The sequence below is a fragment of the Ornithinimicrobium pratense genome, from assembly GCF_008843165.1.
Classification (GTDB): Bacteria; Actinomycetota; Actinomycetes; order Actinomycetales; family Dermatophilaceae; genus Ornithinicoccus; species Ornithinicoccus pratensis.
Genome location: NZ_CP044427.1, coordinates 2,132,918 through 2,155,893 on the forward strand (window position 1 = coordinate 2,132,918; position 22,976 = coordinate 2,155,893).

23 protein-coding genes are annotated in these 22,976 nt (G+C 72.0%); 5 read left to right on the top strand and 18 right to left on the bottom strand.

Features of this window, described 5'->3' with window-relative positions:
* Nucleotides 1-12 precede the first annotated feature (12 nt).
* From dxr to FY030_RS09740, 5 genes are all read right to left on the bottom strand, one after another.
* Nucleotides 13-1,221 carry a 1-deoxy-D-xylulose-5-phosphate reductoisomerase gene (gene dxr, locus FY030_RS09720; protein WP_158061329.1) on the bottom strand — a complete coding sequence of 403 codons (1,209 nt, stop codon included), beginning with the start codon at nucleotides 1,219-1,221 and terminating at the stop codon, nucleotides 13-15.
* The gene (locus FY030_RS09725; RefSeq protein ID WP_158061330.1) at nucleotides 1,218-2,090 is read right to left on the bottom strand and encodes a hypothetical protein; all 873 of its coding nucleotides are present in this window, start codon (nucleotides 2,088-2,090) and stop codon (nucleotides 1,218-1,220) included. Before FY030_RS09725 ends, dxr begins: the two co-directional genes overlap by 4 nt.
* Nucleotides 2,087-3,481: a hypothetical protein gene (locus tag FY030_RS09730; RefSeq protein WP_158061331.1), complete on the bottom strand. Its 1,395-nt coding sequence runs from the start codon at nucleotides 3,479-3,481 to the stop codon at nucleotides 2,087-2,089. Before FY030_RS09730 ends, FY030_RS09725 begins: the two co-directional genes overlap by 4 nt.
* The gene (locus tag FY030_RS09735; RefSeq protein ID WP_158061332.1) at nucleotides 3,478-3,795 is read right to left on the bottom strand and encodes a hypothetical protein; all 318 of its coding nucleotides are present in this window, start codon (nucleotides 3,793-3,795) and stop codon (nucleotides 3,478-3,480) included. The genes FY030_RS09730 and FY030_RS09735 overlap by 4 nt, the downstream gene beginning before the upstream one ends.
* Nucleotides 3,796-3,896: 101 nt before the next feature.
* The gene (locus FY030_RS09740; protein WP_158061333.1) at nucleotides 3,897-5,810 is read right to left on the bottom strand and encodes a propionyl-CoA synthetase; all 1,914 of its coding nucleotides are present in this window, start codon (nucleotides 5,808-5,810) and stop codon (nucleotides 3,897-3,899) included.
* Between the two features lie 109 nt (nucleotides 5,811-5,919).
* On the opposite strand from FY030_RS09740, the gene FY030_RS09745 reads away from it, so the two are divergent.
* Nucleotides 5,920-7,140 (top strand): SLOG cluster 4 domain-containing protein, encoded by a 1,221-nt coding sequence (locus FY030_RS09745; protein ID WP_158061334.1) that lies wholly within the window; start codon nucleotides 5,920-5,922, stop codon nucleotides 7,138-7,140.
* A 107-nt stretch (nucleotides 7,141-7,247) separates the two neighbouring features.
* Entirely contained in the window at nucleotides 7,248-7,832 is a 585-nt protein-coding gene (locus tag FY030_RS09750; RefSeq protein WP_158061335.1) for a mycothiol transferase, read from the top strand.
* Nucleotides 7,833-7,856: 24 nt separating this feature from the next.
* Here the strand turns inward: FY030_RS09750 and FY030_RS09755 are convergent, their stop codons facing one another.
* From FY030_RS09755 to rpsB, 9 genes are all read right to left on the bottom strand, one after another.
* Nucleotides 7,857-8,381, bottom strand: coding sequence for a hypothetical protein (locus FY030_RS09755; protein ID WP_158061336.1), 525 nt, complete (start codon nucleotides 8,379-8,381; stop codon nucleotides 7,857-7,859).
* The gene (locus tag FY030_RS09760; RefSeq protein ID WP_192498558.1) at nucleotides 8,372-9,868 is read right to left on the bottom strand and encodes a hypothetical protein; all 1,497 of its coding nucleotides are present in this window, start codon (nucleotides 9,866-9,868) and stop codon (nucleotides 8,372-8,374) included. Before FY030_RS09760 ends, FY030_RS09755 begins: the two co-directional genes overlap by 10 nt.
* The gene (locus tag FY030_RS09765) at nucleotides 9,823-10,107 is read right to left on the bottom strand and encodes an efflux RND transporter permease subunit (RefSeq protein ID WP_158061338.1); all 285 of its coding nucleotides are present in this window, start codon (nucleotides 10,105-10,107) and stop codon (nucleotides 9,823-9,825) included. The genes FY030_RS09760 and FY030_RS09765 overlap by 46 nt, the downstream gene beginning before the upstream one ends.
* Before the next feature lie 54 nt (nucleotides 10,108-10,161).
* The gene (gene rlmN, locus FY030_RS09770; protein WP_158061339.1) at nucleotides 10,162-11,394 is read right to left on the bottom strand and encodes a 23S rRNA (adenine(2503)-C(2))-methyltransferase RlmN; all 1,233 of its coding nucleotides are present in this window, start codon (nucleotides 11,392-11,394) and stop codon (nucleotides 10,162-10,164) included.
* A 14-nt stretch (nucleotides 11,395-11,408) separates the two neighbouring features.
* Nucleotides 11,409-12,320 carry a phosphatidate cytidylyltransferase gene (locus FY030_RS09775; RefSeq protein WP_158061340.1) on the bottom strand — a complete coding sequence of 304 codons (912 nt, stop codon included), beginning with the start codon at nucleotides 12,318-12,320 and terminating at the stop codon, nucleotides 11,409-11,411.
* Between the two features lie 30 nt (nucleotides 12,321-12,350).
* The gene (gene frr, locus FY030_RS09780) at nucleotides 12,351-12,917 is read right to left on the bottom strand and encodes a ribosome recycling factor (protein WP_158061341.1); all 567 of its coding nucleotides are present in this window, start codon (nucleotides 12,915-12,917) and stop codon (nucleotides 12,351-12,353) included.
* 114 nt (nucleotides 12,918-13,031) lie between these two features.
* Nucleotides 13,032-13,811, bottom strand: a complete 780-nt coding sequence (gene pyrH / locus FY030_RS09785; protein WP_238348219.1) for a UMP kinase — start codon at nucleotides 13,809-13,811, stop codon at nucleotides 13,032-13,034.
* Between the two features lie 178 nt (nucleotides 13,812-13,989).
* Nucleotides 13,990-14,820: a translation elongation factor Ts gene (tsf, locus tag FY030_RS09790; protein WP_158061342.1), complete on the bottom strand. Its 831-nt coding sequence runs from the start codon at nucleotides 14,818-14,820 to the stop codon at nucleotides 13,990-13,992.
* Between the two features lie 36 nt (nucleotides 14,821-14,856).
* Nucleotides 14,857-15,888, bottom strand: coding sequence for a 30S ribosomal protein S2 (gene rpsB / locus FY030_RS09795; protein WP_158061343.1), 1,032 nt, complete (start codon nucleotides 15,886-15,888; stop codon nucleotides 14,857-14,859).
* A 316-nt stretch (nucleotides 15,889-16,204) separates the two neighbouring features.
* Here rpsB and FY030_RS09800 point away from each other — a divergent pair, with 316 nt between their 5' ends.
* Genes FY030_RS09800 through FY030_RS09810 form a run of 3 tightly spaced genes read left to right on the top strand, consistent with a single transcriptional unit; the run spans nucleotide 16,205 to nucleotide 18,904 of the window.
* The gene (locus FY030_RS09800; RefSeq protein ID WP_158061344.1) at nucleotides 16,205-17,371 is read left to right on the top strand and encodes a pyridoxal phosphate-dependent aminotransferase; all 1,167 of its coding nucleotides are present in this window, start codon (nucleotides 16,205-16,207) and stop codon (nucleotides 17,369-17,371) included.
* Between the two features lie 13 nt (nucleotides 17,372-17,384).
* A complete protein-coding gene (locus FY030_RS09805; protein WP_158061345.1) occupies nucleotides 17,385-17,960 on the top strand; it encodes an RDD family protein in 576 nt (191 codons plus the stop codon).
* Nucleotides 17,957-18,904 carry a tyrosine recombinase XerC gene (locus FY030_RS09810; RefSeq protein WP_158061346.1) on the top strand — a complete coding sequence of 316 codons (948 nt, stop codon included), beginning with the start codon at nucleotides 17,957-17,959 and terminating at the stop codon, nucleotides 18,902-18,904. Before FY030_RS09805 ends, FY030_RS09810 begins: the two co-directional genes overlap by 4 nt.
* Before the next feature lie 95 nt (nucleotides 18,905-18,999).
* Here the strand turns inward: FY030_RS09810 and FY030_RS09815 are convergent, their stop codons facing one another.
* Genes FY030_RS09815 through FY030_RS09830 form a run of 4 tightly spaced genes read right to left on the bottom strand, consistent with a single transcriptional unit; the run spans nucleotide 19,000 to nucleotide 22,689 of the window.
* Nucleotides 19,000-19,656, bottom strand: a complete 657-nt coding sequence (locus FY030_RS09815) for a M23 family metallopeptidase (protein ID WP_158061347.1) — start codon at nucleotides 19,654-19,656, stop codon at nucleotides 19,000-19,002.
* Entirely contained in the window at nucleotides 19,653-20,786 is a 1,134-nt protein-coding gene (dprA, locus tag FY030_RS09820; RefSeq protein WP_158061348.1) for a DNA-processing protein DprA, read from the bottom strand. Before dprA ends, FY030_RS09815 begins: the two co-directional genes overlap by 4 nt.
* A complete protein-coding gene (locus tag FY030_RS09825; RefSeq protein ID WP_158061349.1) occupies nucleotides 20,783-22,312 on the bottom strand; it encodes a YifB family Mg chelatase-like AAA ATPase in 1,530 nt (509 codons plus the stop codon). Before FY030_RS09825 ends, dprA begins: the two co-directional genes overlap by 4 nt.
* Nucleotides 22,312-22,689 carry a YraN family protein gene (locus FY030_RS09830; RefSeq protein ID WP_238348220.1) on the bottom strand — a complete coding sequence of 126 codons (378 nt, stop codon included), beginning with the start codon at nucleotides 22,687-22,689 and terminating at the stop codon, nucleotides 22,312-22,314. The genes FY030_RS09825 and FY030_RS09830 overlap by 1 nt, the downstream gene beginning before the upstream one ends.
* Nucleotides 22,690-22,976 lie beyond the last annotated feature (287 nt).

Genomic DNA, 22,976 nt, shown 5'->3' on the forward strand with positions numbered 1-22,976 from the left:
GGCCCCTCCTGGTCAGGTCCTGCGCGCGTGGGTGATGCGTGAGGCCGCGGCCTCGCGGGCCCAGGCGTCGGCCGCGAGCACCTGCTCCACGTCCAGATCAACCGCCGAGGACGACGTGGGGTTCCCGGCATGCTCCTCGACCACGGCGAAGACGGTGTCGACGATGCCGGTGAAGGGCAGGCGCCCCTCGTGGAAGGCGTCCACGCAGACCTCGTTGGCCGCGTTGTAGACGGCCGGGTAGGTGCCGCCCTCCTGCCCGACCTGCGCGGCCAGGCGCACCGCCGGGAACGCCTCGTCGTCGAGAGGGAAGAACTCCCAGGTCGAGGCCTGGGTCCAGTCGCAGGCCGGGGCGACGTCGGTGAGCCGGTCGGGCCAGGACAGACCCAGCCCGATGGGGATGTGCATGGTCGGCGGGGAAGCCTGCAGAATCGTCGAGCCGTCGTGGAACTCGACCATGGAGTGCACGACCGACTGCGGGTGGACGACCACGTCGATGGCCTCGAAGGGAACGTCGAAGAGCAGGTGGGCCTCGATCACCTCCAGTCCCTTGTTGACCAGGGTCGCGGAGTTGGTGGTGACGACCCGGCCCATGTCCCACGTCGGGTGGGCCAGCGCCTGCTGGGGCGTGACGTCGTGCAGCTGCTCGCGAGTCATCCCCCTGAAGGGCCCGCCACTGGCGGTGACGACCAGGCGGCGCACCTCCTCGGGTCGACCACCGCGCAGGCTCTGCGCGATCGCGCTGTGCTCGGAGTCGACGGGCACGATCTGATCCGGTGCCGCGGCGGCGCGCACGATCGGGCCCCCCACGATGAGGGACTCCTTGTTGGCCAACGCCAGAGTGCTGCCCGCGGCCAGGGCCGCCAGGGTCGGGCGCAGCCCGATGCTGCCGGTGATGCCGTTGAGCACGACGTCCGCGCCGTTGCCGGCGACCTCCGACACCGCGTCCGGGCCGCTGCGCACCTCCGGGCGGTATGCCGTGCGTCCTGCCTCCCGGGCCGCCTCGGCGATCGCCGCGCTCAGCTCCTCCCCAGCACCGTCCCGGGCCACCGCGACGGTCTCGACCTGCAGCCGCACCGCCTGGTGGGCCAGCAGCCCGAGGTCACCGCCCCCGGCGGCCAGGGCGCGCACGACGAACCGGTCCGGATGGTTCTCGATCACCTCGATGGCCTGGGTGCCGATAGAGCCGGTCGAGCCAAGCAGGGTCAGGGTGCGGACGCTCACCCCGACATTGTGCCCCCTCCCGGAATGCCTACCACGCCCTGCACCCAGGAGGTCACCAGCTCACCCACCCATCCCGGCTCGACCGGGGAGAGCCGCAGCAGTCCTTGCCCGGCCGGCGTCGGCCCGGCCCAGCACCCCCGCGGGCCGAGCGCGACCAGGTGGCCCGTCGCCTCCTGCTGCGGCCGCGCCATCGTCAGCTCGGCCAGGACCGTCGGCCGGTGCAGCAGCGTCGGCAGCAGCGAGGACACGCCGGCGACGTCTTCCAGGTCGGCGGTGACCTCCGGGCCGTCCCCGCCCCTGGCGTCGGCTGGCACCACCATCTCGGTCACGGACGTGACTAGTCCTCTGACGTCCAGCCCTAGGTCGAGCCCGTGCAGGCCCTCGGGGTGCACATCTTCGACCACCCCACCCTGCGGCACCAGGTGCAGCAGGCGCACGTCTCGGCGGCCCTCCCCCAGGAGCCGTTCGACGACCACCAGTGCCTCGGCGGCCAGGCGGACGTCCAGGAGGGTCTGCAGGAGCAGCCCGACATCGGTGTCCTCGGGCAGCTGGCCGTCCGGGGTGAGCAGGCCGCGGGCGATGAGGGACCACCGCGCCTGGGCGGATCCGGCATCCCGGACCAGGCCCGGGCTCGAGCGGTCAGCCGCGCCGGTCCGGGTCGCCACCTGGTCAAGCTGGGTCTCCTGGCTCTCTGCCAGCTCAGGCTGGCCCGACAGCTCAGGCTGGCCCGGCAGCGCGGCCAGGCCCCGGGTGTGGGCCTCCTCGAGCACCGCCAGCTCCTCGGCGGTGAGGACCAGCGCAGGCCCGAACGGGCGATGGTGCTGCTGCTCGCCCTCGACACCCTTGTAGCCCCCGACGTCCTCGCTCATGGCATCCCCGGGAGCCGGGGCCAGGTGCCCACCCGCAACGGCGGCAGGACCGGGGGCAGAGGCACCGCGGGCAGCCGGAGCGGCTCACCGACCTGCCGCCACCGCTCCCGCAGCCACTGGGTATCCGGCAGCCGAGCCAGGACGGGGCCCAGTGCGTCGCTGACGTCGATCCGGGGCCGGGGGCCGGCCGGGGTCACCTGCCAGGTCCGCGGGTCGCGCAGCGTGCTGATGTGCTCGGCCAGACGGGCGTAGGCGCGGATCCGCAGCTCGTCCAGCTTGCGGTCGACCAGAACCACCCCCTCCGCAGCCTGATGGGCGTAGCGGACCAGCGCCCCCCGGTTGTCCCAGACCAGGTTGCCGGCGGTCCACGCCTGGTAGGCCGAGACTGCCGCCACACCAGCGATACCCAGCGGTGGCAGGGCCACACCGGCCAGCATGAGCGGGCCACCGGCCAGGGCGCCGGCTGCGAGGAACCGGGTGACGTCGCCGCGCCAGCCTGGGTACCCGCCGCCGGTGCGCACATCATCCAGCGCCCCCAGGTAGGTGAATACCCACCCGACCGGGCCCGGGACAAACTTGGCCTTGCGCACCAGGGTCCAGTCCTTGCCGCGGCCGGGCTTGCCTGTCGTCAGCTGACGGAACCAGACCCGCGCCCGCCGCAGCGCCAGGTCCCGCATCGGTGCCGAGCGCTGCCACCGGGCCCGCGCCAAGGCGATCGCGGTCGCGGTGGTGAGCCCGGCGGAACGGACCGTCGTCCAGGCCTTCGTGGCCGACGTCAGGACCGGCTGCAGCACCTGCCGGGTGCGGTTGAGCTCGGTGACCACCGACCACGCCGTCGAGACCACGGCCGCGACGTCCTGCTCGACCGCCCTCCACTCCCGCTCGGCCTTCCCCACCAGGCACTGGGCGAGGACCAGCTCCTGCTCAGCCTCCTGCAGATGCCGCCGCCACAGCTGCTCCAGGAGTGGCTCTGGCGGGGGGCCCATGGCCTGCAACGTGGTCAGCTCCGCCCGGCAGTCGTCCACCCTCCGTGACCAGGCACGCACCCGGTCACCCGCCGACGCGGCCACCTCCGCCGCGCGGTCCAGCGCGTCGGCCGCCGCGCGTCCGGGGCGCGCGGTCACCCGCATCAGCTCGCGCACCGCGGCGGCCCGGGCCTGCTGCTCAAGCGCGGCCAGACCGGTCCACGCCTGCCCCAGGTCGACCACTTCCTGCCGTGCCCGGTCGGCGAGCTCCTCCACCTGCTCCCCCACGCCCCGCAGCAACCGACCGGCCTGGCGCAGCTCGTCGGGACGCACGAGCAGCACCGGGCTCACGCTCCCTGCTGCGAGCGCACCCCCAGCGGACGCGGCCCCGGCGGCGGCCGAGCCACCGCCGGGGTGCAGGCTCACGGCGCGCCCCCGGGCACCGGCAGGCGGAACGCCCGGGCCGCCAGCAGCTCGGCCGTCCGGTAGAGCTCAGCGGCTTCCATGGTCGCCCGCGCCAGGTCACGCCCGTGCAGGGCCACCTCGGCCATCCCGCCCTGCCACTGACCTGCGACCGCCTCAGCGGTGGCTGCCAACGTCCCCCGCCCCGCCGCGCCGGCCGCGGCGCGCAGCGCCTGCGCCAGGGCGCCGCCAGCCCGCTCCAGGTCGTCGTGCAGAGCGGTCAGCTGCGTCGCGGCGGCGGACACCCGGTCGGCGTCCACGCGCACGGCATACCCCATCGGATCCCCCTCGGTTGGGCCGGGCGCAGCACGCGCCCGGCTGACTCCGACAGTAGGCACCCGGACGGGGCCGTGCTGAGGTTATCCACAGGAGGCGGGCGTCAGCGCCCGCGCAGCACCTGTTCCAGCGCGTCGAGCACCGACCGGTCCTCGATGGTGGACGGCACCATCGCCTCCTGGCCGTCGGCCAGCTGCCGCATCGTCTTGCGCAGGATCTTGCCCGAGCGGGTCTTGGGCAGGGCGTCGACGACGTCCACCTGGCGCAGCGCCGCGACGGCACCGACCTCGGCCCGGACCCGTTGGACCAGCTCAGCCTGCAGCTGTTCCCGGCCGGCGTCATCGAGCTCGATCCCAGCCTTGAGCACGACCAGCGCCCGCGGCACCTGCCCCTTGAGGGCGTCGCTGACCCCGATCACGGCGCACTCGGCGACCGAGGGGTGCCCGGCCAGCGCCTCCTCCAGCGAGCCGGTGGACAGGCGGTGCCCGGCCACGTTGAGGACATCGTCGGTGCGGCCCATGACGTAGACATAGCCGTCCTCGTCAACGAAGCCGCCGTCACCGGACAGGTAGTAGCCCTCGAAGGTCGACAGGTAGGAGGAGACGTAGCGCTCGTCGTCCTGCCACAGCGTGGGCAGCGTGCCCGGGGGCAGGGGCAGCCGCAGGCAGATCGCACCCTCGGTGCCGGCCGGCACCGGCTCACCCTTCTCGTCCAGCACCTGCACGTCATATCCCGCCGTGGGCAGAGTCGGGCTGCCCGGTTTGATCTCGAAGGTCGCCCCGTCCGGACCGAGCGGGTTGATCGCGATCGGCCAGCCCGTCTCGGTCTGCCACCAGTTGTCGATCACCGGCACCCCCAGGTGCTCGGTCGCCCACCGCCAGGTGTCCGGGTCAAGGCGCTCACCCGCCAGGAAGAGCGCCCGCAGGGGGGCCAGGTCGTAGTCGCCGATGAGCTCCCCGCGCGGGTCCTGCTTCTTGATCGCCCGGATCGCGGTGGGCGCGGTGAACGCCGCCACCACGCCGTGCTCCTGGATCATCCGCCAGTAGACCCCGGCGTCGGGGGTTCCGACCGGCTTGCCCTCGAACAGGATCGTGGTGGCGCCGGCCAGCAGCGGCGCGTAGACGATGTAGGAGTGGCCCACCACCCAGCCGACGTCCGAGCCGCACAGCCAGGTCTCACCCGGCTGCACGCCGTAGAGGTTGGTCATCGACCAGCGCAGAGCCACGGCGTAGCCAGCACTGTCGCGGACGATCCCCTTGGGCTTCCCGGTCGTGCCGGAGGTGTAGAGGACGTAGAGGGGGTGGGTCGCCTCGACCGGCACCACCTCAGCGGGTGCGACGGCGTCGGGGTGCATGACCTGCTTCCAGTCCAGGTCGCGTTCGCCCAGCTCGGCGGTCAGCTGCTCGCGCTGCAGGACCACGCAGTGCTCCGGCTTGTGCGCCGAGCGCTCGATCGCCTCGTCCAGCATCGGCTTGTACGGCACCACCCGGCTGGGCTCGACGCCGCAGCTGGCGCAGACCACGACCCTGGGGGCCGCGTCCTCGATGCGGGCAGCCAGCTCGGCCGGGGCAAAGCCGCCGAAGACCACCGAGTGGACCGCGCCGATCCGAGCGCAGGCGAGCATGGCGATGACCGCCTCGGGCACCATCGGCATGTAGATGACCACCCGGTCGCCCTGGGTCACGCCCAGGTCACGCAGCACGCCGGCGAACCGCGCGACGAGGTCGAGCAGTTGTGCGTAGGTGTAGCGCGCCTTGCTGCCGGCGACGGGGCTGTCGTAGATGAGCGCGACCTGGTCCGCGCGGCCGTGCACGACGTGCCGGTCGAGGGCGTTGTAGCAGACGTTGAGCCGTCCCCCGGTGAACCACCGGTAGAACGGTGGGTTCGTCTCGTCCAGCACCTGCGTCGGAGGGGTGATCCAGTCGATGAGGCCTGCCGCCTCCCCCCAGAACGCCCTCGGGTCGGCCAGCGACTGGGCCACGGTGTCGCGGTAGTTCTCCTGGGCGTCGGTGCTCATGGCACCATCCAACACCCGGTCCCGACGCTGCGGAAGAGGGGTCCGGCCAAGCTCGCCGGACGGCAGCGCCGCACATCGGGCGGGGACGCGGGTGATTAGGGTCGGCGGTATGCCGCATGCTGAGCACCCCGTGTCCGCCCGCTCCTCCTGCGTTCCCGGCGGGTCTGCCCCCGAGCTCGGCCCGGAGGTCCGCTACCACCGGGTCGAGGCCACTGGCCCGGCCCCGGGCCGCGAGGTGGAGGACCGCACGACCTGGCGACGCCTGCTCGACTCCCCCGAACCGCTGCACAACCTGCGGCTGCAGGGCCTGGACCTGACCCGTGACAAGGAGCTGCTGCTGGCCAGGGCCGACCTCACCGACATCGTCGTCCTCGGCGGGGTGCTGGATCACGAGGTCGAGGACCATCTGCGTCGACACGGCGCGATCGTCTTCCCTGCCGCGCCGCAGGCCCCCGTCGACCCCTACCGGGCCCGGCTCTACACCGCCCAGGAGCTCTATCTCGGACTGGCCGAGGAGGGATATGCCGCCACCCCCGACGCCCGCGCCTACACCTGGTTCGAGGACGCGGCGATCCAACACGACGCCTACGTGACCGTGCTGCGCGCGATCCACGACGACGCGATGTCCGACGCGTTGACCGCCACCGTGCAGGACCGACGGGTCGTGGGCGTCATGGGCGGGCACGCGTTGCGCCGCGGGACCGACGAGTTCGCCGCGGCCGCGGTGCTGGGTCACCGGCTGGCCGAGGCCGGCTTCCTGGTCGCCACTGGCGGCGGCCCCGGGGCGATGGAGGCGGCCAACCTGGGCGCGTGGGCCCCGGACGAGGGCGTCCTCGAGGAGGCTCTGGCTGCCGTCGCAGAGGTCCCCGACTTCGCGCCGGACATCGCGGCCTGGGTGCAGCCCGTCCTGGAGCTGCGCACGGGTGAGGGCCGACCGGCCGGACCTCGCCGGGCACGCAGCCTGGGCATCCCGACCTGGTACTACGGTCACGAGCCGCCCAACGCCTTCGCCCAGCTGGTCGCCAAGTTCTTCTCCAACGCGCTACGCGAAGACCTGCTGCTCGCACACTCGCGGGACGGGCTGGTGGTGCTCCCCGGCGCGGCCGGCACGGTGCAGGAGGTCTTCCAGATGGCCACCCGGCTCTACTACGAGGTGGACTCCGCCACGGGGCAGCCCCTGGCACCGATGGTCCTTGTCGGCCGCGAGCACTGGACGGAGCGGTTGCCGGTCTGGCCGCTGCTGCAGGCACTGGGGCAGGGACGCCGGATGGCCGGAGCGCTGCACCTGGTCGACACCGTCGACGAGGCGGCCGCGCTTCTGGGGTGCTAGCGGACGCCACCTGTCCGCGACTCTTCGTCAGCGGGCAGACACCGAGCCGGGGGCGGCACTAGCGTCGGTGGGGACCACCAGGCCGTACCCCCCTCCCAGGAGACACCATGAGCACCGACGCGGCGAGCACCGAACGCACCGGACCACCTGCGTGGGAGCCGCCGCTGGCCGGCACGGACACCGAGCACGTCTTCGCGACGCTTGAGCGTCTGCGCGCAACCTTCCGGTGGAAGGCGGACGGTCTGGATCTCGACCAGCTGCGGGCCAGAGCCGTGCCGACCTCCGAGCTGACCGTGGGTGGCCTGCTCAAGCACCTGGCCGTGTGCGAGGACGACGTCTTCTGCTGGCGGACCTCGGGCCGGCCGCCCGTCACCTGGCTGTCGGTGCCGGAGGACGAGGTCGAGCGCTGGCAGTTCACCGTGGGCCCGGACGAGAGCGCCGAGCAGGTCTACCAATTATGGGCCGCGGCCGTCGGCCGGTCACGGACCCGGCAGCAGGAACTCGTGGCCGAGGGCGGTCTGGACCGGCCCGGTCACCTCGAGTTCGACGGGGTGCGGCCCAGCATCCGGCGCCACCTGCACGACCTCATCGAGGAGTACGGCCGGCACACCGGCCACATGGACCTGCTGCGCGAGGCCATCGACGGTCACGTGGGCGAGGACCCGCCGTCGGACTGGCCGATGCTGCCCTGACGCTGGCAGCGGCCGATCACCGTGTCACCTCTGCGGCACCTCGCAGAACGGGTGAGAACCGGCCCCCTCGTCGGCGAGCTCGGCAAAACCCTCCTCGTCCACCCAGCCGTGGCCCTCCGCATACCACTCGCCCGGGTGGTCCCCCGACTCGGCGAGGGAACCCAGCGACCACAGGTGACTTCCGAGGACACCCCCGTCGTCGTCCCGGACCTGAACCCGGACCGTGCCCTCCGGCGGCCAGTCCGGCGCCGGGGCGTCGGCGACGAAACCGCTGGGGGGATCGCCGACCACGAAGGTCTCCAACGACGATGATCCCTCCTGGGCGGTCATCGTCCAGGTGTGCTCGGCGTCCGCACCGGACTTGCCTGGCACCTCGACGGTGACCTGACCAACGCCGGGGCACTGCGTCCCGGCCCAGTACTCCAGCTGCTCCCCGGCCATCCGCAGACCGGCCACGACCATGGGCTCGGCAGGGCTGCTCCAGCAGCCCGCCAGCAGACCGGCCGACAGTACCGCTGCGGTGGTGACGCCCAGCCTGGTCAGGGACATGAGTAGTTCCCGTCCTCGAGGCCCGCCTCGATCTCGAAGGGGTGCTTGCACATGTCGCCTCCGAACCGGACTGCCCAGAATCCATACTTGGCTATGAACAGCGCGTGGCCCTCGCGTGCCCACTGCTGTCCATGCACCGCTTCGTGCCGCAGGATGTCGGCCAGCGGGTGACCGTCCTCCCGCCTGCTGAGCGAACCAATCTCGATGATGTCCCGCAACCTTTGGCCCGGATCCTCGTCCTCCTGATTGATCATGAAGATCTCCCCCCACATGGTGCCGCCGGAGTGGGCGAACAGATCCGTCGAGGTGACCAGCCGCGAACTGTCGCCCACAGCCATGAAGATGCCCTCCGGGGTCGCCGCCAGCGCACCCCCGTCATTGAGCACGAGGCGGATGTCACCCTGGCCGAGGAGGGTGTCGAAGGTCCACGAGTTCGCATCCCGGCGCCAGGCGTTGGTCGACGGTTCTCGACCGTCGAGCAGCTCGGTGAGCTCGGCGATCCGCCGGGCGTCATCGGCATGGTCGAGCCCGAACTGGAAGAAGGCACGACCCTCGGGATCCCGGATGACCTCCAGCTCCATGAGGAGGTCGAAGGTGTCGTCCTGGACCCCTTCCTGCTGGGCCAGGGCCACCAGGTCCCGCCCCTGGACGTTGCCGATCCACTCCCGCAGGTAGGCCGTCGGGGGCGCGGTGAGCACACCGGCCTCCACGAGGTCGTGATAGCCGGTGACCATCTCCCGGGCCTCGCTGGTGGGGGCGGCGAGGCTGGGGTGCAGGTCCTCGGTGTCGTTGAGGAAGTCGGCCAGGGCGACCGCCCCGGCCCCGTCCCCCGTCCAGATGAACTCGGAGAGCTGCTCCGCGTAGCCGTCCGGGAGCCGGTCGGCACGGGCCGCCGTCTGCAACGCCGTCCGCAAGCTGGTGATGATCACCCCGTGTCGCCGGGCGTAGTCGATCTCCGCCTGGCCCGGGCGCTGGACGCTGAAGTCCACGCTCTCCAGATAGGTGGCGAGCTCCTCCGGGGACAGCTCGGCCAGGAGCGCCTCGGCGAAGTAGGGGTCCGAGGCGTTCTCGGCGAGCCTTTCGACCAGGCCCTCCGTGTGCGGCCCCTCCCGCAGCTCCTCGGCCAGCTCGCGGGCCAGCAGCCGGGCCTCCTCCGGTGTCAGGTCCGAGAGCAGCGACTCGTCGATCTCGACCATGAGCGAGGCGCCCGGACTGCTCGCCGCGACCTGCTCGGCGAGCGCCAGCCGTCGCCGCAGGTCCGGACCCTGCTCCTCCAACCAGGTGGCTGCCGACAGCATGGGGGTGGCCACGGAGGCCGAGGCGGAGGCCTGGCTGAGCAGCCCGGTGAGGGTCTGATGATTGGTGAACGCGGACGTCATGGTCCCGTCCACGTCGGAGATCAACCGGCGCATGGCGGGGATGTCGATCTGCACCAGCCCCATCAGATCGGCCCGTTCGCCGGGATCCGGGCAGGCGTCGAGGCCCACTCGGCCTCGATCGCGGCCACCGTGCCGCTTGCCGCTCTCTGGATGTCTTGCCGCGCCAGGGTGATCCCTTCTTCGAAGGTGCGCGCGGTGCTCGACACCCACGCGCCGCCCTCGAGCGCCGATCGGGCGGCCTCCAGCACGGTCGCGACCGCAGACTCCACCTCGCCCGCCCGGTCGGCCAACGCGCGCAGCTCCGCCTTGCGCGGATTGACGATCTCCGGACCGGACATGGTGGTCACTCCTCCCCCTCAGGTGTCCGTCAGGCTAGCGGCTCATGCTCCGAGGAGCCAACGTCACACGGTCGCCGCGAGCTGACCGCAGGCGCCGTCGATCTCCGAGCCTCGGGTGTCGCGGACGGTCGTGGGTATGCCGTGCGCGAGCAGCCGCTCGACGAACTGCTGCTCCACGCCGCGCCTCGAGGCCGTCCACTTCGACCCCGGCGTGGGGTTGAGCGGGATCGGGTTGACGTGCACCCAGCCCCGGCCGCGGGCGTTGAGCTTCTCCCCCAGCAGGTCGGCCCGCCAGGCGTGGTCGTTGATGTCCCGGATGAGGGCGTACTCGATGGACACGCGCCGACCGGTGGTGTCGAAGTAGCGGCGCGCGGCGTCCAGCGCCTCGTCGACCTTCCACCGGGTGTTGATCGGCACCAACTCATCGCGCAGCTCGTCGTCGGGGGCGTGCAGGGACAGCGCCAGGGTGACCGGGACGCCCTCCTGACCCAGCTTGTCGATCGCCGGGACCAGCCCGACGGTGGACATCGTCACGCCGCGCGCCGACATGCCCAGGCCCTCAGGCGAGGGATCGACCAGGCGGCGGATAGCGCCGATGGCCGCCTTGTAGTTGGCCAGCGCCTCACCCATCCCCATGAAGACCACGTTGGAGACCCGAAGGGCCTCGCGGGCGTCACCCGCGCCGTCCAGCTGCCCGTCCTGCTGCTCGGGAGGGGCGCCCAGCTCCCCTGCCGGGTCCGTGTCCTCGCCGGGCGCGGCGGCCAGGTCACCGTGCCGCAGCGCCCGGGCGGCGGCGACGACCTGCTCGACGATCTCGGCGGTGGACAGGTTGCGGGTCAGCCCAGCCTGGCCGGTCGCGCAGAAGGGGCAGTTCATCCCGCAGCCGGCCTGGCTGGAGATGCACATCGTCACCCGGCCGGGGTAGCGCATCAGCACCGACTCCACCATCGCGCCGTCGTGCAGCCGGTGCACCTGCTTCAGGGTGGCCCCGTCGTCCGCGGTCAGGGTGCGTACCGGGGTCAGCAGGCTGGGCAGCAGCCCGGAGACCAGCTCCTCGCGCCCGGCCTTGGGCAGGTCGGTCATCTGGGCGGGGTCAGAGACGAGGCGCTCGAAGTAGTGCCGGCTGACCTGGTCGGCCCGGAAGCCGGGGATGCCCAGCTCCTGGGCCCAGGCCTTGCGTCCGGCGAGGTCCAGGTCGGCCAGGTGCTGGGGCGCCTTGCCCCGCCGGGGCGCGGTGAAAGTCAGCGCGCCGGGCGCGGGACGGGCGCTGCTGGGGGTCGGCAGGTCGGTAGTCATCACCGCCCATTCTCTCAGACCAGCACGTGCAGCAGTGCCCAGCAGACGGTGGCGGTGATGAGCAGGGAGTCCAGCCGGTCCATGATCCCGCCGTGGCCGGGCAGCAGGCTGCCCATGTCCTTGATGCCCAGGTCGCGCTTGATCGCCGACTCCGACAAGTCACCGATGGTGGCGAAGACGGCGGCGAACGCCCCCACGCTCAACCCGGCCCACCAGGCACCGTCCAGCAGCAGCACGACGCAGACGGCGCCGACCACCGCGCTGGTGCCCACGGACCCGGCGAAACCCTCCCAGGACTTCTTCGGCGACAACGACGGCGCCATGGGGGTCCGGCCCTTGAACACCCCCACGGCATACCCGCCGGTGTCGGAGGCGACGGTGACCAGGATGAAGGTGACGATGCGCCCGACGCCGTCGGGTTCGGCGAGCATGAGCGAGGTGATCGCCGCGAGCAGGGGCACGTAGGCGATGATGAAGACTCCGCCGGCGATGTCGCGCACAGCACCTTCGGGCGGGCCGACCGCGCGCCACACCAGCACCAGCGCAGCTGCCGTCACGAAGCCTAGGCCAAGCGCGTCCGCACCGCCCCAGAACGCGAGCGGCACCAGCGCCACCGACAGCAGCAGCGGCGGCAGGGGCGGGTGCACACGGCCGTTGCGGATCGCGGCGGCCAGTTCCCAGACCCCGATGAGGGAGGCGGCGGTCACCACCAGGACAAAGGCCGGCTTCCAGAAGACCAGGCTGGCCCCGATGAGGAGCAGCAGCACCACCGCGACTCCGATCGCCGCCGGCAGGTTGCGCCCGGCACGGGGGGTTCGGGCGGGGGGTGGGTCGGCGGCCACGGTGGCCGGACTGGAGACCGCGGGGGCAGGACGGGAGGCCGGTGGCACGTGCGCCACCGGCCCCTGGGTCTGGTCGTCCGTCATGCCCGGACCCTCGCCACCGGGAGGAGCTGCTCAGACCTCGAGCAGCTCGGTCTCCTTGCTCTTGAGGATCTCATCGATCGTGTCCACGCGGCTCTTGGTCAGCGCCTCGAGCTCCTTCTCCGCGCGGGTGCCCTCGTCCTCGCCGATCTCGCCGTCCTTGACCGCCTTGTCGATCTGGTCCTTGGCGTGCCGGCGCACGTGCCGCACCGAGATCTTGGCGTCCTCCCCCTTGCTGTGTGCGAGCTTGATGTACTCCCTGCGCCGTTCCTCGGTCAGCTGCGGCATCACGATCCGGATCGCGTTGCCGTCATTGCTGGGGTTGGCACCCAGGTCGGAGTCGCGCAGCGTCTTCTCGATCTCGCGCAGCGAGCCCTTGTCGTAGGGCGTGATGAGCAGGGTGCGCGCGTCCTGGACGGTGAAGCTGGCCAGTTGCTGCAGCGGGGTGGCCGCACCGTAATAGTCGACCTCGAGCCTGCTGAACATGCCGGGGTGGGCGCGGCCGGTGCGGATCGAGGACATGTCGTCGCGCGCCACCTCCAGCGCCTTGTCCATCTTCTCCTCGGCCTCCATGAGGGCCATCTCGACGACCTCGGACATGGGTGGTGCTCCTTCGTGGGTATGCGGTCCTGCAGGGTCTGCGTGCTGGGCGCCGGTCGAGACCGGTGGTGGGTCCGTGTCGCCCGCCGGGTCTGCGTCCTGGACGCCGGCTGATCAGTTGGCGGTGACCAACGTTCCGATCTTCTCACCCTTGATCGCCTGGGTGATCGAGTCCTCGCCGTCGATGCCGAAGACCAGCATGGGCAGTTCGTTGTCCATGCACAGGCTGAAGGCCGCGGCGTCCACCACGCGCAGATTGCTGGTCAGCGCCTCGCTGAAGGTGAGCTTGTCGAGCTTCACCGCCTGCGGGTCGGTGCGCGGGTCGCCGGTGTACACACCATCCACCCCGTGCTTGCTCATCAGGACCGCATTGCACTTGATCTCCAGGGCACGCTGGGCCGAGACGGTGTCGGTGGAGAAGTACGGCATACCGGCGCCGGCGCCGAAGATGACCACTCTCCCCTTCTCCAGGTGCCGGATCGCCTTGCGCGGGATGTAGGGCTCGGCGACCTGACCCATGGTGATAGCGGTCTGGACGCGGGTGTCCACGCCCTCCTTCTCCAGGAAGTCCTGCAACGCCAGGCAGTTCATCACGGTGCCCAGCATGCCCATGTAGTCGGCGCGCGAGCGCTCCATGCCCCGCTGCTGCAGCTGGGCGCCGCGGAAGAAATTGCCGCCGCCCATGACGACAGCCACCTGGACCCCTTCCCGGTGCGCCTGGGCGATCTGGTGGGCAATCCCCTTGACGACGTCCGGGTCCACCCCCACCTTGCCACCGCCGAAGGCCTCACCCGACAGCTTGAGCAGCACCCGGCGCCGGGAGTGCGGCGTGTCCTTGGCCGGGGGTGAGGTCGGGGAGTGCAGGGCGGCGGGCGCGGGCGCGGTCGAGGTCATGCTGGGGGCCTCCAGGTGGGGGTGCGGTCCTTCGATCCTGCCACACACCGCGCCGCGGACGGTCATCGCAGGACCGCTCGGGTGCGGGGTCGGGACCGCCCACCGGCATGCGGCAGGGCCCGCCCCAGCCGAGGCTGCGACGGGCCCTGCCGGCCCTGCTATCGAAGGTGCGGTGCGCTCAGACGCCGACCTTGAACCGGGCGAACCCGGTCACCTGGGTGCCGGCCTCCTTGGCGACCTGGCCGACGGACTTCTTGGCGTCCTTGGCGAACGCCTGGTCCAGCAGCACGTTCTCCTTGAAGAAGCCGTTGACTCGGCCCTCGACGATCTTGGACAGCGCCTGCTCGGGCTTGCCTTCCTCGCGGGCGGTCTCCTCGGCGATGCGCCGCTCGTTCGCGACGGTCTCGGCGTCGATGTCGTCGCGGCTCAGCACGGTGGGGGCGAAGGCCGCCACGTGCATCGCGATGTCGCGGGCCACCTGCTCGTCGCCACCGGTGGTAGCCACCAGGACGCCGATCTGCGCGGGCAGGTCGGGGTTGGTCTTGTGCAGGTAGGACACGACCTGGTCGCCGGTGACGCGGGCGACCCGGCGGATCTCGATCTTCTCGCCGAGCCCGGCGTTGGCCTCGTCGATGACGTCCTTGACCGACGTGCCGTCGATCTGCGAGGCCAGCAGGGAGTCGGCGTCGGTAGCCTCGGCCTGGACGGCCTGGGCCAGCAGCTGGTCGGCCAGCTCGCCGAACTTCGGGCTCTTGGCCACGAAGTCGGTCTCGCAGTTGACCTCGACCAGGGTGCCGGCGCCACCGTCGATGTGCGCCCGGACCAGGCCGTTGGAGGCCGAGCGGCCCTCACGCTTGGTGACGCCCTTGAGGCCCTTGACGCGCAGGATCTCGGTGGCCTTGGCCAGGTCGCCCTCGGCCTCGTCGAGAGCCTTCTTGACGTCCATCATCCCGGCGCCAGTGGCCTCGCGCAGGGTCTTGATGTCAGCAGCGGTGTAGTTCGCAGCCATGTGTGGTGTCTCGCTCCTTGGGGGTGAGGCTAATGGTCAGGACTGGGTCGGCTCGGCGACCTGTGTGTCACCGTCGGCGTCGAGCGCCGGGGCGGCGTCGGCACCGGGAGTGACGGCACCCTCGGCCGGGCCCTCGGCGGGCGCCTCGACCGGGGCCTCGACGACAGACTCGAGGGCCTCCGCAGCCGGCTGGTCGCCCGCCGCGTCCTCGGTCGGAGCGACCTCGGCAGCGACCTCGGCGTTCGCGTCCTCGGCCGTCGCGTCCGACTCAGTGGCGGCACCGCTCTGCTCCGGCTCGGCACCGGCGAGCAGCTCACGCTCCCACTCGGCCATCGGCTCAGCCGCGGCGCCCTCGGCGCCGGCCTCGGAACTGCCGCCGGCACGGGCCATCAGGCCCTCGGCGACGCCGTCGGCGACGACGCGGGTCAGCAGGCTGACCGAGCGGATCGCGTCGTCGTTGCCCGGGATCTTGTAGTCGACCTCGTCCGGGTCGCAGTTGGTGTCCAGGATCGCGATCACCGGCAGCCCCAGCTTGCGGGCCTCGGTGACGGCGAGGTGCTCCTTCTTGGTGTCGACGACCCAGACGGCCGAGGGCACCCTCTGCATGTCGCGGATGCCGCCAAGCGTCTTGCTGAGCTTGTCGAACTCGCGACGCATCATCAGCAGCTCCTTCTTGGTGTGGATGCTGCCGGCCACGTCGTCGAAGTCGATCTCCTCCAGCTCCTTCATGCGTGTCAGGCGCTTGGAGACGGTCTGGAAGTTGGTGAGCATGCCACCGAGCCAACGGTGGTTGACGTAGGGCATCCCCACCCGGGTCGCCTGCTCCGCGATGGCCTCCTGGGCCTGCTTCTTGGTGCCGACGAAGAGGATGCTGCCGCCGTGGGCGACGGTCTGCTTGACGAAGTCGTAGGCCTCGTTGAGGTAGGTCAGCGACTGCTGCAGGTCGATGATGTAGATGCCGTTGCGCTCGGTCATGATGAAGCGCTTCATCTTGGGGTTCCATCGACGGGTCTGGTGCCCGAAGTGGACGCCGCTCTCTAGGAGCTGGCGCATGGTGACGACGGCCATGCCGAGGTCTCGCTTTCTTCTCGAGGTGCAGTTGGTCCTGGCCCGGGGACGCTCCCCACCCGTGCGGCAGATGGGTATGCCGTGCGGGACCGCGGGGTGCGCCGTCGTCAGTGACCTGGTCCGAGTCAAGCTCAGGGGTGTGTCGACCGCGCCCGGGCGCGAATTCATGCGGCGTAAGGCACACCGCACGTGCCTTTCATCTTACCGGAGCCGCGGCGATGGTCCCGACCTCGCGAACCAGTAGCCGCTCAGGCGCCGCTGGCGCCGGCCGCCGGCGCCCCGGACCGTCAGCCTGGCCACTCGTTACGGTGGGTGCATGACCTCGGACCGGCTCGTCCATCGCCTGCGCCCCTTCGGCACGTCGGTCTTCGCGGAGATGACCCAACGCGCCCTGCAGTTCGACGCGGTCAACCTCGGCCAGGGCTTCCCCGACACCGAGGGACCGCCCGAGATGGTGCAGGTGGCTCAGGAGTCGCTGCTGGGCGGTCTGAACCAGTACGCCCCGGCCCGGGGCCTGCCCGTCCTGCGCGAGGCCGTGGCCACGCACCAGGACCGGTTCTACGGCATACCCCTGGACCCGGACCAGCAGGTCCTGGTCACCGTCGGCGCCACGGAGGCGATCGCGGCGACACTCATCGCGCTGGTCGAGCCGGGTGATGAGGTGCTGATGGTCGAGCCCTACTACGACTCCTACGCCGCGTGCGTGGGAATGGCCGGCGGGGTCCGGCGGACGGTCCAGCTGCGCTTCCCCGACCTCACCCTGGACGTCGAGGCGTTACGCGCAGCGGTGACCGACCGGAGCAGGGTGCTCCTGCTCAACAGCCCGCACAACCCATCCGGCAAGGTCTTCTCTCGTGAGGAGCTGGAGGCGGTGGCGAGCCTCGCCATCGAGCACGACCTGGTGGTCGTCTCCGACGAGGTCTACGAGCACCTGGTCTTCGACGGGCTGGTGCACGTGCCGATCGCGACGCTGCCCGGGATGGCAGAGCGCACGCTGACCATCTCCTCGGTCGGCAAGACCTTCTCCTTCACCGGCTGGAAGACGGGCTGGGTCACCGGGCCCGCCAACCTCATCGACGCGGTCGCGGCGGTCAAGCAGTTTCTCACCTTCGTCGGTGCGACCCACCTGCAGCCGGCGGTCGCCCACGGCCTGTCGATGCCCGATCAGTTCTTCACCGGTTTCGCCGCCCAGCTGCAGGCCAAGCGCGACCTGGTGGTGGCCGCGCTGACCGAGGTCGGCGTGCCGGTCAGCCCGTGTCAGGGGACCTACTTCGTCATCGCCGACTTCGCCGGGCACGGTGTCGAGGACGCAGTCGACTTCTGCCGACGGATGCCCGAGGAGTTGGGCGTGGTCGGCGTCCCGGTCTCGGTCTTCTGCGACGACCCTGCCCCGGTGGCGTCCCTGGTGCGGTTCGCCTTCTGCAAGCGCGAGGACGTGCTGCGCGAGGCGGCGCGCCGCCTGCACCGGCTGTCCCGTCCCTGACAGTCTGGCCGGTATGCCGTCCACCCCCGACGCTACGGCTCCCCCGAGCTTGCGGCCCCGGCCCCTTGCGCGGGTGCGGTCCTGGCTCCTCGACTGGCTGGTGGTGGGCGCCTGGTTGGGCGTCCTCGCCGTGGTGGGTCTGGCCGCCCGGCCACTGCTGCCCTCGGGCGAGGCGGGGGCGACGACGCTGCGCGCCCTGCTCACAGCCGACGTGCTCATCACCGTGGCTACGGTGCTGCCCTACCTGCTCTACCTCGTCCTCACCGAGTCCTCCCCCCGGCGGGCGACCCTGGGCAAGCGCTGGGCCGGCCTCCGGGTCGCCGCAGCCGACGGCTCGTCGCCGGTGACCGGCTCGGTCTGGGTGCGCAACCTGATCAAGGTCCTGGCCTGGCAGCTGGGCCACCTGGGCTTCACCCGGGGCATGCTCGAGACCCAGGTCGGCCTCGGCATCGGGCTCGCCGTCGCTGGCACCCTGCTCGGGCTGGCCTGCGCCGTCCCGGCGCTGGTGGGCGGCCGCGGCATCCACGATCGGATCGCCGGGACACGGGTCGAGCGCGGGGCGGCCACCGCCCGCCGGAGCGGCTCATGACCCCTGCAACCGGGTCCACTCCCGTCGCCGCGTCCGCCCTCCCCGCCCAGGAGCTGTTCGACGCGTTCGAGCAGCACCTGCGGGTGGAGAAGGGACGCTCGGAGCACACCGTGCGCGCCTATCTGGGGGACCTGCGCGACCTGGGCACCCACCTGAGCGAGCAGGGTGTCACCGACCTCGGCGACGTGGGCCTGCCCGATCTGCGGTCCTGGTTGGGCCGGATGGGAGCCGAAGGTGCGGCACGGTCCACACTCTCCCGCCGGGCCGCGGCCGCCAAGACCTTCTTCCGTTGGGCCCACCGCCACGGCCGGGTCAGCCAGGACCCCTCCCTGCGTCTCCTCGCTCCAGGCAAGGACAAGCACCTGCCTGCCGTGCTGCGGGCGCCCCAGGCCGGGGAGCTGATGGACCTAGCCGGGGTCGCGGCGGACGACGACGATCCCGTGCACCAGCGCAACCGGGCCATGCTGGAGCTGCTCTACGCCTCGGGCATGCGGGTCGGTGAGCTGACCGGTCTCGACGTGGACAACGTCGACCTGCAGGCAGGCACCGCCCGGGTGCTGGGCAAGGGGGCCAAGGAGCGGATCGTGCCGTTCGGCGCCCCCGCCGCCGAGGCGCTGCAGGCCTGGCTGGCCACAGGGCGGCCCCGGCTGGCGACCGCCTCCTCGGGCCCAGCGCTGTTCCTGGGTCGGCGCGGCCGCCGGGTCGACCAACGGCAGGTGCGTTCTTCGCTGCAGGAGCTGCTGCGCCACCTGCCCGACACCCCGGTCATGGGCCCGCACGGCCTGCGGCACAGCGCCGCCACCCACCTGTTGGAGGGTGGGGCCGACCTGCGTACGGTCCAGGAGCTGCTCGGGCACGCCAGCCTGGCCACCACCCAGATCTACACCCACATCTCGGTCGACCGGCTGCGGGCTGCCTACCAGCAGGCCCACCCCCGCGCCTGACGCTCCCTGGCCGACACCGTCGGCCTGACGCGCGCGGCGAGCTGGGGGCGGGGGCGGCGCGCCCTCACCCTGAGCGGATCCGGTCATTGCCGGTCTCACGGCGCCACTGGCAGCAGGGCAAGCTCGGCGCCGAGCAGCAGGGGCAGCGGGTCGACGTAGGCGTCCCGTCCCCGCACGGCGCCCAGGTGCAGGCAGTCGTGAAGGGCGCAGTGGCTGCCGGTGGTGCCCAGCACACCGAGGCGCTGCCCCCGGCCGACCCGCTCCCCGCGATCCTGCCTGTCCTCCACCGGTTGGTAGGTGCTGCGCAGCCCGTCCTCGTGGGTCACGCTGACCATCCCCACCCCGGCGATCGTGCCGCTGAAGGTGACCACACCGGCGTCGACAGCAAACACCTGCTCGCCCGCGACCCCGACCAGGTCGACGCCGCGATGGCCGGGCAGCCAACGCTGAGCCGGCAGGTCGAAGGCCCGGGCGACGGGCGGGGCGCCCACCAGAGGCCAGCCCCACTGTGCGGTGCGGGCGCGGTCACCCGCGGCGCCGGGTGTGCCCCGGCCGGGTGCGTCCCGGACCCCCAGCACCTGCGAGACCACCAGGCCCGTCACCTCCGGCGCACGCGGGGCGAACACGGCGTCCCGGTCGTCGACCAAGGCCGCGACACCGGGCACTGCCACCAGGACCATCATCACGACTGCCGCCAGAACCTTCGCCGGCAACGGGACGAGCACCCGCCTGGACCCACCGCCCCTGCTCATCGGGCCGACCTGCGCCGCCAGCCGTCGAGCAGGTGCTCGGCCAGACCCAGCTCTTCCAGCTCACCCAGTCCCGCCAGGACTTCCGCCATCGTCAACCCTGAACGGACCATGACCTCATCGACGGACGACGACCGGCGTGGGCGCAACCACTGCCAGATGCGCCGCAGCCCGTCGTCGAGGACGTCCTCCTCCCGGACGCCACCCTGCTTGACCGGCGCCAGGTCCAGACCGATCCGGCCCACCAGCTCAATCACCTCTGCGGCGTCGGTCACCAGGGTGGCGCCCATCCGGATCTCGGCGTGACACCCGGCGGACATGCCGCTCTCCACCGGGCCGGGCACGGCCATGAGGTGACGGCCCAGGTCACGGGCGTTCTTGGCGGTGGAGCGGGCCCCCGAGCGCAGGCCGGCCTCGACGACGAGGGTGCCCGTCGCCAGCGCCGCGATAATCCGGTTACGGGCCAGGAAGCGCATCCGGGCAGGGGCCCCGCCCGGCGGCGTCTCGCTGACCAGCGCACCCACCTGCCCGATCCGGGCGATGAGGTCAGCATTGGTGCGGGGGTAGGGCACGTCTACTCCCCCGGCCAGCACGGCCAGCGTCGTCCCGCCCGCGGCCAGCGCGGCCCGGTGCGCCGCAGCGTCGATACCGTAGGCCGCCCCGGAGACGATGGCGAAACCGCGCTCGGCGAGGTCCATGCACAGCCGCGCCGCCTGGTGTTCGCCGTAGGCGGTGCTGGCACGGGCCCCGACCACGGCGACGCTGCGCTCCGGCACCTCCTCCAGGCGCACTGATCCACGCACCCACAGGCACCAGGGCGCCCACGGCAGCTCGTCAAGGACGCCCGGCCACTCCTCGTCGCCGGGGACCAGGACCCGCAGCCCGAGCGCGCGGCAGATGTGGCCGTCGTCGGCGGCGAGCGCCCGCTCCCGGCGCCCCAGCAGCCGCCCCAGCCCGGTGCCGTCCGGGGTGTGCCCGTCCCGCAGTGCGTAGCCGACCAGGTCGAGCACGCCATACTCCGCAACCAGTTCCTGGACGAACTCGTCGTAGGGCTCCCCCATGCGCGACAGCAGCAGCCGAGCGGCGCGCTCGTCCAGCCGCGGCGCGCACAGCCCTGCGCTCCACCCGCTCATGCGACCTTCGCCTCCGAAGGGGTGCGCAGGTCGAGCGCCAGCTGCACCTGCGCCCGTCGCGGCCGGTCCAAGCCCTGCAGATCGGCGATGGTCCACGCCACCCGCAGGGCCCGGTCCATCCCGCGCAGGGTGAGGGTGCCCCGGTCCATCGCCCGGTCCAGCGGCTGACGGTCCGCGGTCGGCAGCTGCCAGGGCTCTCGCCGGAGCGCGGCCCCGGGCACCTGGCTGTTGAGCAGATATGGCGTGCCGGCCCAGCGCTCGCGCTGTCGTTCCCTGGCCTCCAACACCCTGGCCGCGACCACCTCAGAGGGCTCACCGCGGGGCAGGGTGAGGTCCGCCCGGGTGACCGCGCTGACCGAGAGCTTGAGGTCGACGCGGTCCAGAAGTGGCCCGGAGAGCCGGGACAGGTAGCCGCGGCGACGGAACGGCGGACATACGCAGTGCGCGCCTAGGCCCCCGCACGGGCAGGGGTTGGCGGCCAGGACCAACTGGAACCGGGCGGGCAGGCGCACATGCCGGTCAGCGCGGGCGATGACCACCTCTCCCGACTCCAGAGGTTGTCGCAGGGCGTCCAGGACGTCCCGGCGGAACTCGGGCGCTTCGTCCAGAAAGAGCACCCCGTGGTGCGCCCGTGAGACCGCACCGGGATGGATGGCCCTGGAGCCACCGCCGATGACTGCCGCCGTCGACGCGCTGTGATGCGGTGCGACGAAAGGTGGGTGGTCGACGAGTTCTCCCCCGTCGGGCAGCACCCCCAGCACCGAGTGAATCGCGGTGACGGCGAGCGCCTGCTCCTCGGTCAGTGGGGGCAGGATCCCCGGCAGCCGCTCGGCCAGCATGGTCTTGCCCGCTCCGGGCGGACCGACCAGCAGCAGGTGGTGACCACCGGCGGCGCAGATCTCCAGCGCCGCCCTGGCGGTCGCCTGTCCCACCACGTCGGCCAGGTCAAGCCGGCGCACGGTGCGGGCAGGCACCTCTGGGGGCGGTGGCAGCAGGTGGGCGACCCCGGCGGCTCTGGCCTGGTAGAACTCCTGGACCTGCCCCAGGTGACGCACCGGGTGCACCGTCACCCCCGCGACCAGCGCCGCCTCCCGCGCGGCGTCAGCCGCGACGAGCACCTCGCGCACGCCGTCCGCCGCAGCGGCCACCACCATCGGCAGCACGCCCGCGACCGTGCGCACCTCTCCGGCCAGCCCGATCTCCCCGATGTGGGCGGGGCCGCGGACCGCCGCGGCGGCCACGTGACCCTGTGCAGCCATCATCGCCACGGCGATGCCGAGGTCCAGCCCGGACCCGGTTTTGGGCACCCCAGCCGGGGAGAGGTTGATCGTCCATCTGGCCGGCGGGATCGGCATGCCGCAGTTGGCCAACGCCGGGCGGACCCGGTCCGGTGCCTGCTTGCAGGCCTTGTCGGCCAGTCCGGTCATCACGGTGGCCGGCAGCCCGTCAGCGCCCTGCGCCTCCACCGTCACCAGGTGCCCCTCGACGCCGGTCAGGGTGACGGCATGCGTCCTGGCCAAACCCATCACGCCACCCCCTGCAGATGCTGGATCTGCGCAGGCGCGCCGGCGAGGCAGAGCACCCCGACGACGTCGATGCGAAAGGTCTCACCGCTGCGCCCGTGCTCGGCGAGCCAGGTCCAGGCCAGCCGCCGCAGACGGCGCGCCTTCTGCTCGTCCACAGCCTCGAGCGGAGTGCCGAACCGGGTCGACCTGCGGGTCTTGACCTCGCAGAAGACCAGCAGCCCCTCCTCGTCGGCGACCACGTCAAGCTCACCCTGGGGACAGCGCCAGTTGCGTGCCACCACCTGCCAGCCCAGCCCCTCCAAGTGCGCGCACGCCAGGTCCTCCCCGCGGTCACCCACCGCCCTGGCTCGTGCCCACGGCATTCCCGGTCCACCCATGTCCCCTCCTCGGCTCGCTCCGCCACCGCAGCAGCACCCCCATGGCATCCCGCAAGGTAGGGCGGGGGCAAGCAGCTGGACGCAGACTGTGGACAAGCAAGGGTCGCGCGCAAGGATGTGGACAACCGGCCTCCCGACGGCCGGTGTCCGGTGCCCTCCAGACACGTCGTGCTTCTCATCGTTCTTTCATGTGTCTGGGTCATACTGGAACTCGGCGACTCGTCACGGGTGTCGCCCGGGTGGGGCCCCTGACCCACCCACACCGCGAGAGGGATCTCCTTCTCGCG

Excerpts from the sequence above, each read along its gene's own strand:
- FY030_RS09805 (WP_158061345.1), top strand. The coding sequence starts at position 17,385 with ATGCCGTCCACCCCCGACGCTACGGCTCCCCCGAGCTTGCGGCCCCGG.
- FY030_RS09745 (WP_158061334.1), top strand. The coding sequence starts at position 5,920 with ATGCCGCATGCTGAGCACCCCGTGTCCGCCCGCTCCTCCTGCGTTCCC.
- frr (WP_158061341.1), bottom strand. The coding sequence starts at position 12,917 with ATGTCCGAGGTCGTCGAGATGGCCCTCATGGAGGCCGAGGAGAAGATG.
- FY030_RS09815 (WP_158061347.1), bottom strand. The coding sequence starts at position 19,656 with ATGAGCAGGGGCGGTGGGTCCAGGCGGGTGCTCGTCCCGTTGCCGGCG.
- FY030_RS09725 (WP_158061330.1), bottom strand. The coding sequence starts at position 2,090 with ATGAGCGAGGACGTCGGGGGCTACAAGGGTGTCGAGGGCGAGCAGCAG.
- FY030_RS09740 (WP_158061333.1), bottom strand. The coding sequence starts at position 5,810 with ATGAGCACCGACGCCCAGGAGAACTACCGCGACACCGTGGCCCAGTCG.
- FY030_RS09735 (WP_158061332.1), bottom strand. The coding sequence starts at position 3,795 with ATGGGGTATGCCGTGCGCGTGGACGCCGACCGGGTGTCCGCCGCCGCG.
- FY030_RS09830 (WP_238348220.1), bottom strand. The coding sequence starts at position 22,689 with ATGGGTGGACCGGGAATGCCGTGGGCACGAGCCAGGGCGGTGGGTGAC.
- FY030_RS09775 (WP_158061340.1), bottom strand. The coding sequence starts at position 12,320 with ATGACGGACGACCAGACCCAGGGGCCGGTGGCGCACGTGCCACCGGCC.
- FY030_RS09800 (WP_158061344.1), top strand. The coding sequence starts at position 16,205 with ATGACCTCGGACCGGCTCGTCCATCGCCTGCGCCCCTTCGGCACGTCG.
- tsf (WP_158061342.1), bottom strand. The coding sequence starts at position 14,820 with ATGGCTGCGAACTACACCGCTGCTGACATCAAGACCCTGCGCGAGGCC.
- rlmN (WP_158061339.1), bottom strand. The coding sequence starts at position 11,394 with ATGACTACCGACCTGCCGACCCCCAGCAGCGCCCGTCCCGCGCCCGGC.
- FY030_RS09755 (WP_158061336.1), bottom strand. The coding sequence starts at position 8,381 with ATGTCCCTGACCAGGCTGGGCGTCACCACCGCAGCGGTACTGTCGGCC.
- FY030_RS09750 (WP_158061335.1), top strand. The coding sequence starts at position 7,248 with ATGAGCACCGACGCGGCGAGCACCGAACGCACCGGACCACCTGCGTGG.
- FY030_RS09810 (WP_158061346.1), top strand. The coding sequence starts at position 17,957 with ATGACCCCTGCAACCGGGTCCACTCCCGTCGCCGCGTCCGCCCTCCCC.
- FY030_RS09825 (WP_158061349.1), bottom strand. The coding sequence starts at position 22,312 with ATGGGTTTGGCCAGGACGCATGCCGTCACCCTGACCGGCGTCGAGGGG.
- pyrH (WP_238348219.1), bottom strand. The coding sequence starts at position 13,811 with ATGACCTCGACCGCGCCCGCGCCCGCCGCCCTGCACTCCCCGACCTCA.
- dprA (WP_158061348.1), bottom strand. The coding sequence starts at position 20,786 with ATGAGCGGGTGGAGCGCAGGGCTGTGCGCGCCGCGGCTGGACGAGCGC.
- rpsB (WP_158061343.1), bottom strand. The coding sequence starts at position 15,888 with ATGGCCGTCGTCACCATGCGCCAGCTCCTAGAGAGCGGCGTCCACTTC.